This window comes from Streptococcus sp. 1055 (assembly GCF_013276815.1).
Classification (GTDB): domain Bacteria; phylum Bacillota; class Bacilli; order Lactobacillales; family Streptococcaceae; genus Streptococcus; species Streptococcus pseudopneumoniae.
In genome coordinates, this window is record NZ_VMLT01000017.1 from 1 (window position 1) to 18,094 (window position 18,094).

Below are 18,094 nucleotides of genomic sequence, written 5' to 3' on the forward strand. Positions count from 1 at the left end.
CTTTATTTAAAGCTTCCCTTACTTTTTCTGGCGTTGCATTTTCGTCATTAATAACTGTTTCTGCTTCTTGAATCGCTTCTTGGGCAGCTGTTTTCGCATCATTATATGCTTTTGCACTATCCGTAGTCTTACCTGTTGTTGGATCTGCTTCACCCGTCAAGGCCTCAAGAGCTGTTTTAACTTCTGTAAGTTCTGTCTTATCCGCTGTTAGTTCTTTTTGTTTTTGTAGAACATTTTTTAACGCCTTTTTATAATTATCAGTAGTGTCTAAATTAATATTTTCTATGAGATTTTTTACTTTCTCCAATTCAGCATTATAAGCATCCTTAGAATCTGATGTCATTCCTCTTTCATCCTCAGCAGCTGTTGCTTTTAATTTTTCATAAATACGAGATAATAAATCTTTAGCTATTTTATTAGTATCTTGAGTAATATTAAAGCCTAAACCTGAAATCGGTAATGCATACTGCCTTAATGGAGATTGATATCCCATTCCTAAATGTTCATTATCAGCAGAGCTAATTCGTACTGTATAATCCGTAACACCTTTTTCTAAGTCAATCTCTTTACTTTCAAATGTACCTGCCGTCCCTGTCGGAATATAAGCTCCTTTCATTTTACTTTCTACTTCTGTCTTGTTTAGATTATAATTATTAAATCTGCTACGAATAAACTGACCATTACCATCTCTTGCTTTAGTAACTGTTGCATCACTATCTGTTAAATCTTTTTGAGGATCAAACATTTTTGAATATACTGTCTCTGGTTTTCCATTTTTATTCACAATAACTTCAACTTTATATTTAGCTTTTGTTCCATTAATGTCTCCAGTATATCCTGTTTTAAATTGAATCTTTACTTTTGAACCCACTTCTGTTGAATAAGCTTTGAAAGTCTTCTCTATTCCATTATAATCCTTAAGAGCTTTGGCAGTGCTGCCCGATAATCCTGTTCCTCTATATTCAGAATTATCGTAGGCCGCCTCCTTAGAGCTAGCACGCGTCCTTACCTCTGATAACAACAAGATATAGTTACTTGTCCTATCAAAAGCTTGTTCCCCTGTGTATGTCCTATAGTGCTTCCCATTTTGTTCACTATACACGGTATTTACTGTTTCAATCGGAAAAACTCCATCTTCAGTTTTCTTTGCAATTGCAAATTTACCAGTTTCTCCTACCGCTTTCCAACCACCGAAGTTTGTAATATTTTTAACTTGTCCTGATTGTGTATTTGTTTGTTCCCCCAGTTTATCCATATCATTAATTTTTGTATTATTTTGGATAGCGCTTGGTAATTTTTCTAGTTTTTCTTTTAATTCATCTAGTCCTGCATCATCCCCTGGAGCTGTATAAGTCTGACTTGCAGCTAGGTCGTCATCGGTTGGAGTCGCTGTTGGGGCAGGTGCATCACGTCTTTTACGTACTTTTGGCTTGTTGCTTGCTTCTTCTGATCTTGTACCTTCACTGTCCTCTGTAGATTTTGGAGAGCTAGAGTCCCCACTCACAGAGTTTTCATCCGATTGAGTCTTTGTTGTAGTTTCGCTTCTTTCAGATGAGTTGGCTTCTTCCTCTTTGGTCTCTGGATGACTTTCTTGCTTGCCTTCATCCCCTGCTTCAGTATTGGTTGCAGATCCTTGTTCCTTTGCAGCAGGAGCAGCGTAGGTTGGCTGCTGTTCCTCTGATTTTTTCTCTATTTCCGAATCCTTATCAGCTGCCACCTCCTCATTCGACTGTATGGCCTGCGCTTCCTCAGCAGATACCGCTCCACTTCCCATAAAGAGATACAGCGCCGCCACGGCTACCGAGGCAGCTCCAAAACTAACCTTACGAATCGAAAACCGCAAGCGCTTTTCTCTATCTTCATTACCTTTATAAAACATATATCATTTTGCTCCTTTTCCGATAATTATCGGCTTAGTATATCTATGGAAGGGCAAATAAAAAAGCCCCCCCCCTAAAATATTTGAGCATACTTTAGGTAGGTTCAACTCATTATACTCCTTTTCATTTTATAAATCAAACATTATGAACTAATCTTGATATGATACGGTTTATTATGAGAAGAGAAGATTGACTTCATTTTCTCCTACGATTGGTTCTTTATACAGACTCAACATATCCACGACAAGCTGAAACCAACATTGTTTGACTTGATCGTCAAGTCCTTCACTTCACCACCTGCTAGCTGTTTTAAAAGAAAAAACGCTTGAAAAATCAGCGTTATTCTTCGTATATTATTAAAATATATGATTCTATCAGTTTTTTAGAAATATTTTATAGTTCAAGAACGATAAGCTCGAGAAACAGCTAGAGTTTCAAATTGCACTACTATCATACAAAACTCTTTGATCCTATTTATTTTTATCACAATTTTGATTTATAGTTCTCCGAATACCTTTTAAATGTGAAAGCATTTCATTGGAGCTTTGAAAAATACATACACTGTTTTTATTCGTATGTTAACTTGATAGAATCTTTGTCTTCAAGCATTTTTTAATGTTAACGACAGGCAATATGAAGTTGGGGAACTCATTACCCCGAGTAATCATATCAGATACGATAGGCCGAATATAGGACCAAAGAATTGCTAGACCATTCTCTTTAAGAAAAGTTTCAAAATCAATATCAAATTCTGTCTCGTCATATATAAATGAAAATTCTCCAACAATATCTACAATAAGCTCAAAAGCAGAATCATCTGAATCTATATTTCCTTGCTTTGTTATCAAGTTAACATAAGCAAGGTTTTCAGATTTTCTTATTAAAATCTGTGCAGACAATTCAGGATGTAAATTAATAGTACTATTTGTTTGGTCAAAACTAGGATTTCTTCGATAGGATACTTCATTTAAAAAATAATCTTTAAATTGTAAAGAGGACATTAAGCTGCCACCTCACTATTTTCTTTTGTTGTAATTAAGTTTTCAGAATCTATTGGTAAATATGAAAAACATGACTTCTTGTTTTTTATATTATATTTAGGCATTGCATTTACTTTAGTTATAGAATTCAAATCATAAAACTCTTTTTGATTATTTAATTGAGAAGTAAAATGGATTTCATCTTTATATTTTTTAAGACTTCCTGATATATTCAAATCATAATCAAATTCATTGTTTACTGAATAAATTTTGTTGGCCTTAATATTTTCAACTAATTCTTGGAACATTGGAGAATCCATCAAAGAAAATTCTTCAGTTCCTAAAAAGTTTGACAATAAACTCATAAAAGCCTCCTTATTTATAAAATGTTTGTAATACAATTTAAATCACGGATACAAATTTCCTCTCCGTTCTTTCCGTTAATTACTGGTAAAAATGGAATATCTGTATATGTTTTAGACTGCACGGCTTCATAATTTTTCCCATGCTGAGACGCTAAATCAAGCAACAGCTCAATAATTAATCCTTGATTTTGGTTAAGAAGAGTAGCTCTATTTTTGGCTCCGCTATCTGCAATATCTGTAATCTCACGTTCAATTTGAATAAATGCCGCTTGTCGATATTCTTCTAATAAGCTTTGGTTTGCTGAGTCATCCAACATAAAAATATTGTTCATAGAGCTTAGGATGATTTTAGCATGAATTAACTCAGGCCTAACCCCGGGTTTGCTTAGTTCAAATGACTTATACTTTGCTACATGAGCAGAAGCAATCGTTTTACCAGTATCTTTGTCAAAAGGTAGAAAAAAATAAATACCATTACCCAAGTCGTTCGGATGTCTCTGCTTATGAATACCAGGTTTATATTTCTCATAAGAAAAACCAGCAGATAGAATCTTTTCTTTTATTGGTGGTGCCGTGCCACCCACTATATTGTAGCATAGAATCTCCTTATGAAGCTACTAACTTGATTATACTGTTAAAGCTTAGATAATTCAACTATTACGGGATTTTTTGAAAACATTCTAGCGATTTCCAGAACGGAACTGAGCATTAAGACAATAACTACCTCACCTTATCATGCCAAAATTATCGGATTTTATCAGAATTAAAACCCCATAAAATCGGGCTTTTTCCATTCTTCAAGAAAACGCTTTTTTGAAGAATAGGATTGTAATTTCTGGTTCTAATCGTTCAAAATGCGTGTTTTTGCAAAATAGAAATGCAAGCCAGAACCTGCAAAAACATTATCTATTCTAAATAGTCTTTTTCTGTTATGACTCTTAATCTAGTAGAATAATTCTGGAATGTTGAGAATTTAAAGCGTTTAGGATCTTCAAGTTTGTTTCTATCGTTCATTTCTAAAGCACGGTTATAGTCTATAATAGCTTTTATCAACTTATTAATTATAGCTTCTATCATTGTCCATTACTTTATAATAATCTTCGATTTTTCGAAGTCGAAAAGTAGTATTTAGCAAATAACTTTCATCTTCTAAAATCAAGGTTTTATCAATATCTAATCCTTCAACATACCCTTCTTTTGCTGAATTTCGAAGCTTATACTTCAACTGATACTTTTTAGGAATATAACTTCTAAATGGAATCAAGAAAGTTAGCCCCTGTATTTTGACAACAGTTACCGCAAATCCCCTTCCTTTATTCATTACTTCCTTCGTCTTAAAGTCATAGTCCATCGCTTGAATAAGGTCGTAATCCTTGCACATTTTAAATCAATTTGACCTAATTTTAACTTTTTGCTTTTCATTTCTATTCCCTAGATAAAAAGCTCACTAAAAAGTGAGCAACATTTCCAATGAGATACTTCTGTTGACGAGCGCGTCTCTCCGCCCCCTCATTGCCTCACGAAAAGGCTAGACGAATCGAAAGGAGGTGAGTTTTCCTGTTTTCAATTCTACTTATTCTTACACATTTTTTTAATTTTGTCAAACAAAAAAACGCAAGCCTAAGCCTGCGGTGAGTGTAATCTATTTTGAAATTTTTAAATAAAAAAGGAGCATTTAAGCCCCTCCTTTGAAATAACGGACCCTTTGGCTGGTCGGTGTACCCAGCATCTCAGATACCTTTTTGCAAGGTGTGGCAGGAACCTTTCTGCCCTCAAATGTCTTTCGTTAATGTTATTCTAGCACTATCTAATTTTTTGTCAAGTTTTCTCAATCTACCAGACTGAATACGTATTAGCTACACCCTCAACAAATTTATACTCTTCGAAAATCCCTTCAAACCTCCTCAGCTTCCATCTGAAACCTCAAAACAGTGTTTTGAGCAACCTACAGCTAGCTTCCTAGTTTGCTCTTTGATTTTCATTGAGTATTAAAAAACTCTCTTATCTGAAACCATCACAAAAAAACAATTGAAATATTAAGCCTACACAGACTGATTCCAATTGTTTTTTAGATTGTTTAACAATCAATTTTACCATTCTTCATAGTCAAAACCATCATAATCTGGATATTGTTCTGGCGGCGTTCCAACCGAACGTACGAGATAAGCTTCTTCGCCCTCTGTCTCGATTTCTCTCAGCACTTGGCATTCAAAACGCCATTCATCACCGAAGTCGAAAATAAACTTAAATGTTTGTTTGACACTTAGGGTATCCAGATAGACATTTTCTGTGTAACGTTCTTCAACATCATCACTAACAAAGCTAAGAAAGTAAGAATCTGCATGACTCCACGCAACATTATCCATGAAAAATGCATGAGCATGATCATTTGCAAAATCAAAACTCCATAAAATCACATCTGCTAGTTCTACTAACGTTTTTGTTTTTGGAATTTGTATATGTCGGTAGCAACCTTTTTAAAATTTGACGAAAATGACCCAGGCTTCTACAGATGCTGGCTTTTCAGCTTCTATTTCTTGTTTTACTAATTTTAAGTGTACCACAATACCTCTAAGTGCTAATCGATAGAATTGCTCTTAGGAAACATTCCCTTTCTGCTATTCTATCATAAGTTTGTCTAACTGTGGCATTTGAAACTAGATAATTCTTCTGTTTCACGCGAAACACCCTGCGCCAGGCAAGGTGTTCTTGTTTTTAAGTTGTATAAATCGTTGAAGCTGTCGCAATAGTATGCCATTGGTTAGCTGTTGTGGCTGCGAAGCCCTTGTCTGCGTAGAAGTCGTTAAATGGCAAGATTCCTACTTCCAGCTCATCGATGTGGTCAATCTGACCAGCCAGATAAGCCTCGATACGGCTTTCTGCTCGCTTGATGCGTTGCAAGAGTCCGCCCATACGGATATCAACTGTATCCAAACCAAAGACCTTGTTTTCTTTCAGCCATTGGTGGCTAAAGAGCGCATGGAAGTGCTCAATTTGGCTTCTGAGTTCTGGTAATTCTTGTCTTGCGATTTCTTGCAGACTTTCCTTATCATCCGCTTGATAGGCTTGACGAATGCGTCGTCCCACATCTACTTTGCTACTTAAAATCTGGTTCAACTGAGCCTGAGTTTCAAAGAGGTAAGAGTAAGCACCAGCTTTTTCTTTGATTTCAGCAAGGGTCTCAGCTGCCTGAGCAAAGTGTGGTTTGTCCTGTTCAGGTGTCATGTGTCGGTCAAGGATCGGACAGAGGACATCCTGATAAAAGACATAGCGGTTAGGATTGATGCCACTGAGATTGCCTGGCAGGTCTGGCAAGAGGTTGGCAAGGTCAATCTGCATAAAATCTTCAACCGATAGACCAGTATTGGTCTGAAAGTGAGCAGACAAACGGTCTAGGTCATTGCGATAGCTTAGTTCGGCCCAAATTTGCAAGCTTGGGAGAATAGAAAACTGGGCTGTTTCCCCACCATTGTCTCCCCAACCAGTCACGATGACTTCTTTGATGTCATTGGCACGACAGGCTTTATTGGCCTCAATAGCCACTAGACGGCTGAAATGGTTGTGAGGCGTAAAACCAATCCACTTCCAAGCTCCACCTGCAAAGGCAAGGTCATGACTAATCTTATGATGATTGCGGAAGTTGCGATTGTATTTTTCCTCGCTATCCTGATAATAGTCCCAGTAAACCAAGGTCACACGGTCTTTGAGACGGTCTAGGTAGACACGAGTGTCTTCTGGAATTTCCACATCACGGTCGTACTGGCCATCTGCTGACATAAGTTTAAAGAACATATCGCTCCACATCTGGCAGTGGAAACCATATTTATCAGCAATATCCAGCACGCGCTCCAAGTGTTGACACATGAGGAGACTACGATCCACAACACCGTTCAATATCAAATAACGTCCCAAGCCAACCAAGTGGGCTTCGTCCATCCCGATATTGACCTTGCGGGTTTGCAGTTTAGACAGAGTAGCAAACATGCCATCAATCAGGTCATAAACCTTTTCTTCGCCGATAAGAAGAATGTCCTCCACATCACGGAGTTCCTGCACTTCCTTGACACCCCATTTAACAAAGGCCGACAAATGGGCCAAGGTCTGGATACAAGGCACAAAGGTCATATCAAACTGCTGGGCGTAGGCTTCTATTTCCTGCAACTCCTCAGCCGAATAAGCCCCACGGAAATAACCAAAATAAGGCTGTCCCTCAATCTGGTAGGTGTCTTCCATGTAGAGTTCAAAGGTTGAGTAGCCCATGAGAGCCAAGACCTCAATCATCTGTTTGGCAGAAGTCACATTTAGCACCGCATTTCGAGAACAGTCTGCCATGTAGGCCAACTCTTCATAAGCCGCCTGCTCCTCAATCCCTACTTTATCACCTTCTGCTAGAGCTGTTACCAACAAGGACAAGGCACGATAAAGTTGGTGAGGTTTGCGGTAGGTCAATTGATAGTGGCCACCCTCACCCTTGATAGAGATAGAGACTTGGTCAGACTGAGCGACTGCTACCTCTACATCTGGTAGCAGAATGTGCTTTTTAAGCAACTCTAATGCTTTCTCTTGTTTGGAACTAAGTCCTGTAAATCTTACCATTGATTTTCCTCCTGTAGCCAGTTGACAAGGGCACCATAGAGATTGGCATCTGCATGATAGGTGCAGGCTTGGATAAGAGGTGCGACCGTGTATTCTTCGTAAGTATCAACAAAGTCATCTACAGCCTTCTTGACACCTTGAATAAAATCTGGATTTTGACTGATAGAGCCTCCCAGACTAATGACATCTGGATCGATCAGATATTGGATATTGAGCAAGCCTTGAGCCAGATTACGATTCATGCGCTCAATTGCTTCTTGGCAAAGGGTATTTCCTGCTGCGGCCTCTTGGTAAATCTTGCGACCGTCCCAATCAGTCTGACCAGATTTTTCAATCACGTATCGTACCATATTCCCAGTTGACGCTAGTTGCGACCAGTTGTTGAGCTTTTCAGCAGGGGCAAGGGTTGTCATGTAGCCAAATTCTCCACCCAGACCGTGGCGACCTCGATGAAGTCTACCATTGATCATCATGGCTCCGCCAATCCCTGTCCCAATCACGACACAGGCTGCATTTTCAAGTTCTGGATGAGCCAGCAATTCACTGAGTCCAACGCAGTTGGCATCATTTTCCAGATGGACAGGTAGTTGATGATGAGCAAGCGCCTCATACCACGAAAAGCCGTGGATATAAGGGACGGCACTGAAGCCATCAATCACACCTGTCTCTTGATTGACCGCGCCTGGAACGCTCATAGCAATCCCGCTATAATCCTGCTCTGACAAGCGCTGGTCTAGCCAAGCTAGTAAATCCTCCAAACTTTCAGGCGTTGGAATGCTTGTCTTATCCAATATTTTCCCATCAGGAGTCAGACTGGCAAACTTAATTCCAGTCCCTCCGATATCAATCGTTGCAATAGTCATTGTTTTTACCATAAAAAGGGGCGAATCAGCAGTTAGTTCTTACCTTTTCGCCCCTCCTTTCTTTTTATGTTTACTTTTTGAAATTAAATTTCTTCTTTTTTAATCAATTCTGTACGAATTTCTTGTGGTGAAATGAAGCCTCTATGAACTGGGTATGGTCGTTCAAGTAGGTCAAGGAAGAGATGTTGACTTTCTGGTACATGCACATTTTCACTACACATATTGTAGTAGCGAAGGACATAGCCTTCTTCATTTTCAGCTACCTTAAAGGCTGTTGGACAGATTTGCGGTATGCTGAGAACAGAATGGCTCAAGAGACTACCAGTCGCAGCCACGCTTCCTTCTTGTTTAGCAAGCTGAAGGCTGGTAAATGGTGTCTGAAAGGCTTTAGCACGACGATAGGCTGAGAAGCGTTCTTGGGCTTGGTGGCATTCAAGCGCAAACTCGACTTCAAACTCACGCAAACACTGAGCTTCTGGTGTTGGGAAGTAACCCCAGTCACCTAGCTCACCTGATGCACGCAAAATAGTCACGGCAATGGTGTCGTCTCCAAGGATTTCATATTCATTCAATCCCTTGTTAGATACAGTCACCCCTTTTTCATCGTCATACAGACTAACAAAGGCTTGTTGGTGTTGAGGATTTTCAGGATTTTCCCATGAAGCAGCTGGTTTGTTTGGTCGTTTCACCACCTCATAGATGCTTTCAGAATCATTGCTTGGACGCGTGTTATGAGTCTTGACCAAGAGACGGATACGGTGGTCTTTGGCAGTGTTGGTAAAGCGAGTCTTGCAACGGATTTGTGGATTATCAACGAAGATAGTCATCTCAGTTTCCAGAGGAATGTTTGTCAATTCTTCTGACCGTCCAGCTTCACGCTTCATAAACTCGATGATACCTTTTTGCTCTTCTTCTAGCTTTTCATCTGCACTGACAGGCACGGTCAATTCATGTTTGAGCAAAATCTTAGCGTAGCGAGCTGTGTTTTCCAAGACCTCGTAGCCCTTAAGCTCTGCATAGATTGGCTCTGTTCCTTTTGGTTGGAAATAGATATACTCGTTTCCGATGTCCCCACGATCTTCAAAGCGGATAAAATCTTCGTAGGCTTCGTGAGTTGTCTTGTCATAAACTGTGATGTTGTCATCCACACTCACCGTTACGAATGGTGTATCAATCACTCCGTTTTGGTAAATACCCTCACGGTGTTCTTGTTCTCCTTCCAGCAATTGGAAAGTTGTCCAAGAAAGCGGTGCTAGGTGAACTGGAATGGTCACGCGCACTTGGCGAGCGATACGAGCTTGGCGAAACTTGTCTTTTGGTAAATCGTACTCAAAATTAGCCCCAAGATCTTCGATTTTAGCCTCTACAGGACGCCCATCCAAATCCTCCACACGGTAGCTTGGCAATGTAAGAGCAGCCATCTTCTTGTAGCCTTCCGTTGGGTGTAATTCCTTGAAATCACAAGTCGCAACATCAATCACTGTGCTGACAGTATCAACCTTATCATGCAAGCCTGTGTTAATGACAGTAAAGAGATAATCACTTTGAGCCTTAGCTGTAGCGATTTTACCCTTCCACTCGTTGAGAAGATTGGTCTTAACAAAGGTTCCGACTTGGTTAACCTTGGCAAAACGAGTTTCCATCTCACGGTGAACTTCGTCCACGCTACAGCCACAGATACTATCATGGGGCGCGTTCTGCAAAAGTGTTTTCCAAGCATAGGTCAACTGGTCCTTGTGGTTGTGGCCACCCGTAATAATCGTCAAGGGTTCTACAACTTGCTCTAGGAGGTTGCTATTTTCTTGGAAGGCTTGTTTGAGATAAATACGAGATGAAGAAGTATTGGCAAGTGTGTACCAGCCGTCTGTTTCCTGACTGGTCAACTCGCCTGTCACCGTTGATAAGTGTTCAGGAAGCGCACCTTCCACAGCTTGGACATATTCATCAAAGGAACTGTGAACAAAGGTTACATCTGGGAAGAGTTCATTTGCCACACGAATGGCTTCGCTCAGATTTTTCTGTACAGGCTGGTGATCACAGCCGTTCATCATCAACCACTGGTTGGTCGAAGCGTAGGCACGCACATCTGACAATTTTTGTTTCCAGAAGGTCAAGGCCTCATCTTTATCAACTGGGATTTCATTCCCATTACTGTACCAGTTGGCAAAGAGAATACCTAAAACACGACTACCATCCACACCCTGCCAGTACATTTCTGAAAACTGGGATGTAAACTGCTCATCTTCAAGGACTTGGTTGTCAAATCCAATCGGCTTCACACCACGACCAAAGGCCGCCACATGAATGCCTGATTTTTGAAGAATTTGAGGTGCTTGTCCCATATTTCCAAAGGTATCTGGAAAGTAGCCAATCTGGGTTGATTTACCCCATTTGGCAGCTTCTTGTTGACCAATCAAGGTATTGCGGACATTGGCTTCACTTGAAATCAAATAATCATCCTGCAAGATGTAAAAGGGACCAATTTTAAGCTTGCCCTCGTCAATGTAGCGTTGGACCTTGTCGCGATTTTCAGGGCGAATTTGTAAGTAGTCGTCAAGGACAATAGTTTGTCCATCCAAGTGGAAACTCTTGAACTCAGGGTCATTTTCAAAGAGATCAAAGAGATTGTCAAACAATTCCACCAACTGCATACGATGACTTTCAAAAGGCAAGTACCACTCACGGTCCCAGTGACTATGTGAGATAATATGTACAACAACATTTTCCATGAAGTAAAACCTCATTCTAAATTTAAATTTTAACGTTTTAAATGTAAACTTGTGATTCTGATAAGAATCGGTTGAGCTAAAGCGAGCCCCTTAGCGAATATCCAAGTAATCCAAGACCAACTCACAGAACATCATGTTAGCCCAGGAGAACCATTCACGAGAGTAGAGAGTTGGGTCATCCACGTGGAAGCTTTCGTGCATGACACCTGTACCACCATCGCAGGCAACCAGCTGATCCAGCAAGAATTTTTTCTCTGCCTTATCTCTTGTTGTCAATCCTTGGATAGAAAGGGCGATTGGCCAGATATAGCGATAGAAGGTATGAGAACTTCCGAGACCGCTAGCGTATTCTCCTTGGTAGAAATATGGATTTTCAGAGCTCAAAATGGTACGACGAGTAGCTTGATACACTTCATCATCGACCGAACAGTAGCCCAGATAGGGCGCAGCTAGTAAACTTGGTACATTTGGATCATCCATGATGCTGGCATTTCCTAGGCCATCTACTTCAAAAGCGTAAATCTTTTCGCCCTTGCTGTTGGTGGTGTAAGCGTAGTTTTCGATTCCTTCTTGGATTTCATCCTGAAGACGCTTGGCATCAGCAATAACACTCTGGCTATCAGCTAGGTCTAATTCGACAAAGATTTCTTGCACATAACCCAAGACTACTACGGCAAACATATTAGACGGAATCAAGTAACTATACTGGCAGCAATCGTCACTCGGACGAAAAGCTGACCAAGTCATACCTGTCACTGCAAAGTCAGGTCCAAAGCCATCATTTACCAAGGTGTCTTCCTTACGGTCCGTATCTCGGACAAAACGATAAGGAGAGTTCTTGTGGTCTTGTTCAACTGTCCATAGATGGAGAATTTCCTTAGTCGCTGCGACAAAAGTCTCATCAAACTGACCAGTCTCGCCAGTCTCTTTCCAGAGGAGATAAGCCAACTGCAAAGGATAGCAAAGTGAATCCACCTCATACTTGCGCTCCCAGATCCAGCCGTTAAGGTCTGTGTGGTCAGTCTCGTGGTGCCCTTTCCAGTTCTTCTCAATGTTGAAGGAGTTAGCATAGGGATCCTTGAGTACCAAGGTCATCTGACGTTTGACCAAACCTGCAATGGTCTGACGCAGGAGGGCATCTCTTTTAGCTACATGAAGGTAGGGTCTGAGTTGGGCTGTCGAATCTCGAAGCCACAGGGCAGGAATATCCCCAGTCAAGACAAAAGTTGAACCATCTTCTAAGATTTCAACCGTATTGTCCAAGGTATCGGTGTAGCAACGCTCGAAAACATCCACCCACTCTGGATGGTCCTTAGCCCGCTCTGCTACTTCATCTAGCCATTCTCTAACAATTTCTTTCGAATAAATCATCGTGCAATTCCCTCTTTCAAACAAGTTTCATGTTCAGTATATAGCTTTTGAGACAGAAAATACATACACAAATGATAGTCATTTTTCTACAAAATAGTTATTTTTGAAACTCCTTTTCTAAAGGCCCTCTTTTTCTGATATAATGTAGAAAAACAGCTAAAGGAAAGACTATGAAACCACTACTTGAAACCATCGATACCCGCTTTGGAACTACCAACAAGCATGCCTTTTCTCGGGGAAATACCCTGCCATACACAGGCGTGCCTTTTGGGATGAATTACTTTGTGCCCCAGACCAGTGACCAGGATGGATCTTGGTTTTTTGATCCGCATCTGCCTATCTTTCAGGGGATTCGATTAACTCACCAGCCCAGTCCTTGGATTGGGGACTACTCTTGGCTCCTTCTGACACCTGTCACAGGTCAGCTTGGGGGAGACAGTCTCTTTCACCGCCAATCTTCCTATGATAGGGATAAGGCCTCTTTCCAACCTCATTATCTAAAGATTTTCTCCCTGCGCTATCAGATTGAAACCCAGCTCACACCAACTTGCTACGGTGCTTCTATTCGTTTGAAGCAAAAGCAAGGCAAAGCCCTCTCCCTCTATCTGCACGCAGCAGATGAACTGACCGTGGAGCAAGTAGATAAGCGGACTCTTGCCCTGCGACAAGAAGGAAAAACTGAGACCAACAAAAATCCACTAACGATGTTCACAGCCCTGCAAATGAACACGGATATTCTTGCTATCAGCCAAGAAGGGGGAGACTGGCGAATTGACTTAGTAAGTAGTCAAACCGAGATGCAACTAGCCACTTCTTTCATCTCTCCTTCTCAAGCACTGCTTAATCTACCTCAAGAAGATTTTGATAACTGTAAATCAAGTGCCCAAGCGGATTGGGAAAATCTCCTCCATCGTTTTGACGTTATAGAGACAGGAGAGGCTGACCGAACCTTCTTTGACCACTGTCTCTACAGACTCTTCCTCTTCCCACAGACTTTTTATGAGATTGATGAATCAGGGCAAGCCATCCACATGGATCTGGCCACTGGCACTGTCAAGCCCGGTGTCCTCTTCAGCAACAATGGCTTCTGGGATACCTTCCGCACTACCTTCCCCCTCTTTGCCCTTATCATACCGGAACACTACCACCGCTTTTTAGAAGGATTTCTCAATAGCTACCGCAATACTGGATTCCTTCCAAAATGGCTGGCTCCAGATGAACGGGGTATGATGCCAGGTACACTTTTAGACGGCATTATCGCAGATAGCGCCTGCAAGGACATGGCTCCTGACCTAGAAGTAGAACTCCTCCAAGCCATGCTTGAAACAGCCAGCAAGTCCGACCCTCTAGGCATCAATGGCCGCCACGGACTAGCCCAATACCAAGAACTAGGCTACCTCTCTACCGACCACCACGAAAGCGTCAGCCACACCCTAGACTATGCCTATAGTGACTTTTGTATCGCCAGCTGTGCCAAAAAACTTGGTCAGAATGACATCGCTGAAACCTACAAGACTGCTTCACAAAATTACCGCCATCTATTTGATGCTGAAACAGGTTACATGAGAGCGCGAGACAGCCAAGGCAACTTCCGCCCTGACTTCTCTCCTTATAGTTGGGGGCGAGACTATGCCGAATGCTCTGCCATTCAAGCGACTTTAGGCGTCCTACACAACATCCCAGGTTTGATCCAACTTATGGGTGGAAAAGAAGCCTTTAGCAACTATCTTTTGAAAGCCTGTCAAGATGCTCCCCTCTTTGAGACAACAGGCTATGGTTACGAGATTCACGAAATGAGCGAGATGGCTACCGCTCCTTTTGGACAAGTCGCTATTTCCAACCAACCGAGCTTCCACATTCCTTATCTCTTCCGTTACAGCAACTACCCTGACTACACTGCCCTTCTTATCAAGACCTTACGTCAGAAAGCCTTTCACCCAAGTTGGCAAGCCTATCCTGGCGATGAAGACAATGGCAGTCTCTCTGCTTGGTACATCTGGTCAGCTCTCGGATTTTATCCGACCTGTCCAGGAAAACCAAGCTATGATCTCGGAATCCCTCTCTTTAATCACCTCCGTATCTACCTTGCTAAAGAAGGTAAATGGCTGGATATTCATACGGAGCAAAACCACAACCATTTTAACTTTGTCAAAGAATGCCGACTGGACAAGACCCCAGTGTCTAGCATCCAACACCAAGACCTCCTAAAAGCTGAGCAGTTAACCTTCACCCTCAGCTGGTTACCAAATCAGCCGTCCACTTCCTGAAATGCAAAAATCTCCTAGCAGGCTTTCCTGCTAGGAGATTTTCTTATGAGAGATACTTGTTAAGCTTTGAAAATCGGACTTATCATCTGATAATTATCAAATAATCTACCAATTAAGCTTCTTCGTCTTCTTTACGACGACGACCTGCAAGACCAAGACCAAGTAAGGCACTTGCGGCAGCTGCTACCATAGCTACAGTAGAATCTGCTGTACCTGTATTTGGCAACTCTTTAGCGACTGTACGCACGTTTGTTGCTGCTTGGTTGGCATTTGCTGCTTGAGCTGGAACTACAGCTGGTGTTTGAGCAGCTTGGTCATTAGCTGGACTTGCATGATTAGTTGCTGGAGAAACTTTCGCCAGGAAGTCTTCGATACGTTTAACCGTTGCAGCCACATCTGCCTGAGTTGCATCTGCATTGGCAAATACTTTCTTAGCATCCGCTGATAATGCGTTCGCTGCTTTTGCAGTTTCTGCATCAAGCTTAGTTGATTCTTGGATGATTAGTCCATCTAACTGACGAATAGCATCTGCTAACTTAGCTTTATCCACTTTTGCTTCAGTGTTAGTAGCTCCGTTATTTTGAGCTGAAGGAGCTTGTTTAAAGATAGCTTCAGCGGTAATTGCTAAAACTTTGCCATCTTTAGTTACAACAGTTGCATTTCCTGCCTTGTCAAAGAGAACATCTACTACATCAGCATTTGCTGCTTTAATCTTAGCTTTTGCAGCTTCTTTTTCTGAATCTGTTAAGTTAGTAAAGTCTGCTACTGTTTCTCTTTCAAAGTCAAGGTTGATGTTATCTCCGCTATTCTTAGCTGTTACATCACTTTCTGTTTTCACTAATTGGTCTTTTGCAATCGATACTGTATTTCCATCTAGTGTTACTGTGGCGTTACCTTTATCGTCTACTACTACAGTCGCTCCTGAATTGACGGCTTCAATTGCTTTCTTAACTGCCGCTTTTTCATCTTCCGTTAAGTTATCTTTGTTTCCAACTAATGTACGGAATGCTGGTGTTTTCACTTTAGCAGTCTTAGCTTCGTCAGCTAGGTTTCCAGCTGGGATTACTAGGTCTAAAGCTGGAATATTCAGAACTGTACCATCAGCTTTAGTTACTGTTGCATTACCTTTATCGTCTACTACTACAGTTGAACCTGGGTTGACTGCTTTAACCTTCTCTTCGATAGCTTTCTTCTCTTCTGGAGTTAAGGCATCTGGATCTGCTACTACAGTTTTAGCTGCTGGTGTATTGACATCATTGCCTGCATTTTCTTTAGTGATATCATCTTGTGTTTTCACTAAATCAGTGGCTGGAATGACCGCTGTCTTACCTTCTGGTGTTGTAACTGTAGCATTACCCTTATCGTCTACTACTACAGTTGAGCCTGGGTTGACTGCTTTAACCTTCTCTTCGATAGCTTTCTTCTCAGCCTCTGTCAACTTGTCTAGGTTCGCTGCTACAGTTTTAGCTGCTGGTGTATTGACATCATTGCCTGCATTTGGTTTAGCTGCATCTGCTGCTGACTTCGTCAAGTCTGTTGCTGGAATAACGGCTGTTTTACCTTCTGGTGTTGTGACTGTGGCATTTCCTTTATCGTCCACTACTACAGTCGCTCCTGGGTTAACTGCTTTAACCTTTTCTTCAATAGCTTTCTTCTCTGCAACTGTCAACTTGTCTGAGTTCGCTACAACCGTCTTATCCGCCGGCTTAACGATGTCGTTGCCTGCGTTTGGTTTAGTTGCATCTTCCGGTGATTTGAATAAATCTTTCCATGGAATTGTTGCCACAGTTCCATCATTTAAAGTAACAGTAGCGTTACCTTTATCATCAAATTTAACAGATTTAGCCTCAGGGTTGAGTTTTCTTAATTTTTCTTCTACTTTGGCTTGTGCAGCTGAATCAGTCGGTTCACCAACCACTTTATCTGCTGGTTTAACAATTTCACCATTTCCTGCGTCAGATTTAGCTGTATCTTCCTTAGTTCTCACTAACTCAGTTGATGGAATCGTTGCAGTCTGACCTTCTGGTGTAGACACTGAAACAGTTCCGTCTGCATCGAGTAGCACAATAGAATTTGGATTTACAGACTTAACAGCAGCAATAATTTGAGCTTTTTCTGACTCTGTCAACATCGATTTATCCTTGATGATAACTTTATCAAGTGGTTTGTTAATATCGTTTCCACCTTTACCATTATCTAGATTCTCCAACGTTTTCACCAGATCAGTTGGATTAATGATTCCCTTATCACCATTTGCTGTAGTAACTTCAATATTTCCAGCGTCGTTATATTTAACCTCTTTGGCTGTTGGGTTCACTTTCTTCACTTCTTCTAGGATTTTAACTTTTTCCTCAGCTTTTAGGTTGGCTGGATCATTAACTAGCACTTTATCAATTGGTCTGTTAATATCCCCAACTGCTCTAATTGCCGATTTATCCGCGTCTTGAATCTTATTAACATCTGCTTCTTTATTCGCAGCATCTACTAATTTCTTAGCTTCGGCTGCTATTTGATCTGCTTTATCTTTAAGATTCTCTTTCGCTTTAGGAGATAAGTCAGTACGCGCGTCAATCTCTTCTTTTTTCGCTTTTGTTTGCTCATCAATGGCTTTACGAGCATTTGGTTTATCTTCTACAACAGGTAAAACTTTCCCTATTTCAGCATTTGCATCATCTTGAAGTTTCTTAACCTCTGAATCTGTTGTAGCAATATCAATTGCTTGCTTAGCTTCTTTGGCTAAGGCTGTCGCTTTTTCAGCAGCTTCAGCTTTTTCTTCATCCGTAGCATCTGGTGTGTTTTCAATGGCTTTTAGTTGTTCAGCTAGCTTATCATCAATAGCTTTCTTGGCTGCAGCTTTAGTTGTTGTTTCTGGATTCACAGCTTTAATCGCTGCTACACCGTGTTCCTTAGCACTATCTACTGCTCCTTGAACCTTCCTTGATTCCTCTGGTGTTGTGGTTACATCTGGTTGAGCATCAATGGCCTTGTTCGCTTCGGCTGCTCGAGATTGAGCTTCTGCTTTAACTTTCGCTTTTTCTTCAGC

General features: G+C 41.2%; 12 protein-coding genes. 1 reads left to right on the forward strand and 11 read right to left on the reverse strand.

What is annotated here, in order from left to right; translation table 11 throughout:
- From HT699_RS01860 to HT699_RS01905, 10 genes are all read right to left on the reverse strand, one after another.
- Positions 1–1,879: YSIRK-type signal peptide-containing protein (locus HT699_RS01860; RefSeq protein ID WP_172934054.1), on the reverse strand; the 1,879-nt coding region annotated here is incomplete at its 3' end.
- Between the two features lie 579 nt (positions 1,880–2,458).
- Positions 2,459–2,881, reverse strand: a complete 423-nt coding sequence (locus tag HT699_RS01865) for a preprotein translocase subunit SecB (RefSeq protein ID WP_226372392.1) — start codon at positions 2,879–2,881, stop codon at positions 2,459–2,461.
- On the reverse strand, positions 2,881–3,225 hold the full coding sequence (locus tag HT699_RS01870; RefSeq protein ID WP_050971712.1) for a hypothetical protein: 345 nt from the start codon (positions 3,223–3,225) through the stop codon (positions 2,881–2,883). Before HT699_RS01870 ends, HT699_RS01865 begins: the two co-directional genes overlap by 1 nt.
- Before the next feature lie 14 nt (positions 3,226–3,239).
- Positions 3,240–3,809, reverse strand: a complete 570-nt coding sequence (locus HT699_RS01875; protein ID WP_138701546.1) for a hypothetical protein — start codon at positions 3,807–3,809, stop codon at positions 3,240–3,242.
- Positions 3,810–4,282: 473 nt separating this feature from the next.
- On the reverse strand, positions 4,283–4,546 hold the full coding sequence (locus HT699_RS11625) for a hypothetical protein (protein ID WP_238375686.1): 264 nt from the start codon (positions 4,544–4,546) through the stop codon (positions 4,283–4,285).
- Positions 4,547–5,315: 769 nt separating this feature from the next.
- The gene (locus HT699_RS01885; protein WP_238375687.1) at positions 5,316–5,642 is read right to left on the reverse strand and encodes a plasmid pRiA4b ORF-3 family protein; all 327 of its coding nucleotides are present in this window, start codon (positions 5,640–5,642) and stop codon (positions 5,316–5,318) included.
- A 298-nt stretch (positions 5,643–5,940) separates the two neighbouring features.
- Positions 5,941–7,821 (reverse strand): beta-N-acetylhexosaminidase, encoded by a 1,881-nt coding sequence (locus HT699_RS01890; protein ID WP_054392876.1) that lies wholly within the window; start codon positions 7,819–7,821, stop codon positions 5,941–5,943.
- Entirely contained in the window at positions 7,815–8,684 is an 870-nt protein-coding gene (locus tag HT699_RS01895; protein ID WP_023933938.1) for an ROK family protein, read from the reverse strand. Before HT699_RS01895 ends, HT699_RS01890 begins: the two co-directional genes overlap by 7 nt.
- Before the next feature lie 83 nt (positions 8,685–8,767).
- On the reverse strand, positions 8,768–11,413 hold the full coding sequence (locus tag HT699_RS01900; RefSeq protein ID WP_172934055.1) for an alpha-mannosidase: 2,646 nt from the start codon (positions 11,411–11,413) through the stop codon (positions 8,768–8,770).
- A gap of 90 nt (positions 11,414–11,503) precedes the next feature.
- Entirely contained in the window at positions 11,504–12,784 is a 1,281-nt protein-coding gene (locus HT699_RS01905) for a glycoside hydrolase family 125 protein (RefSeq protein WP_172934056.1), read from the reverse strand.
- A gap of 170 nt (positions 12,785–12,954) precedes the next feature.
- Here HT699_RS01905 and HT699_RS01910 point away from each other — a divergent pair, with 170 nt between their 5' ends.
- Positions 12,955–15,051 carry a GH92 family glycosyl hydrolase gene (locus HT699_RS01910; protein WP_172934057.1) on the forward strand — a complete coding sequence of 699 codons (2,097 nt, stop codon included), beginning with the start codon at positions 12,955–12,957 and terminating at the stop codon, positions 15,049–15,051.
- A 112-nt stretch (positions 15,052–15,163) separates the two neighbouring features.
- Here HT699_RS01910 and HT699_RS01915 read toward each other — a convergent pair.
- Positions 15,164–18,094 (reverse strand): DUF1542 domain-containing protein (locus HT699_RS01915; protein WP_240149874.1); only part of this gene is annotated, 2,931 nt, incomplete at its 5' end.

Bases quoted from the DNA above. Each gene is read 5' to 3' on its own strand.
- HT699_RS01910 (WP_172934057.1), top strand. From the start codon at position 12,955: ATGAAACCACTACTTGAAACCATCGATACCCGCTTTGGAACTACCAAC.
- HT699_RS01895 (WP_023933938.1), bottom strand. From the start codon at position 8,684: ATGACTATTGCAACGATTGATATCGGAGGGACTGGAATTAAGTTTGCC.
- HT699_RS01905 (WP_172934056.1), bottom strand. From the start codon at position 12,784: ATGATTTATTCGAAAGAAATTGTTAGAGAATGGCTAGATGAAGTAGCA.
- HT699_RS01870 (WP_050971712.1), bottom strand. From the start codon at position 3,225: ATGAGTTTATTGTCAAACTTTTTAGGAACTGAAGAATTTTCTTTGATG.
- HT699_RS11625 (WP_238375686.1), bottom strand. From the start codon at position 4,546: ATGAATAAAGGAAGGGGATTTGCGGTAACTGTTGTCAAAATACAGGGG.
- HT699_RS01865 (WP_226372392.1), bottom strand. From the start codon at position 2,881: ATGTCCTCTTTACAATTTAAAGATTATTTTTTAAATGAAGTATCCTAT.
- HT699_RS01900 (WP_172934055.1), bottom strand. From the start codon at position 11,413: ATGGAAAATGTTGTTGTACATATTATCTCACATAGTCACTGGGACCGT.
- HT699_RS01890 (WP_054392876.1), bottom strand. From the start codon at position 7,821: ATGGTAAGATTTACAGGACTTAGTTCCAAACAAGAGAAAGCATTAGAG.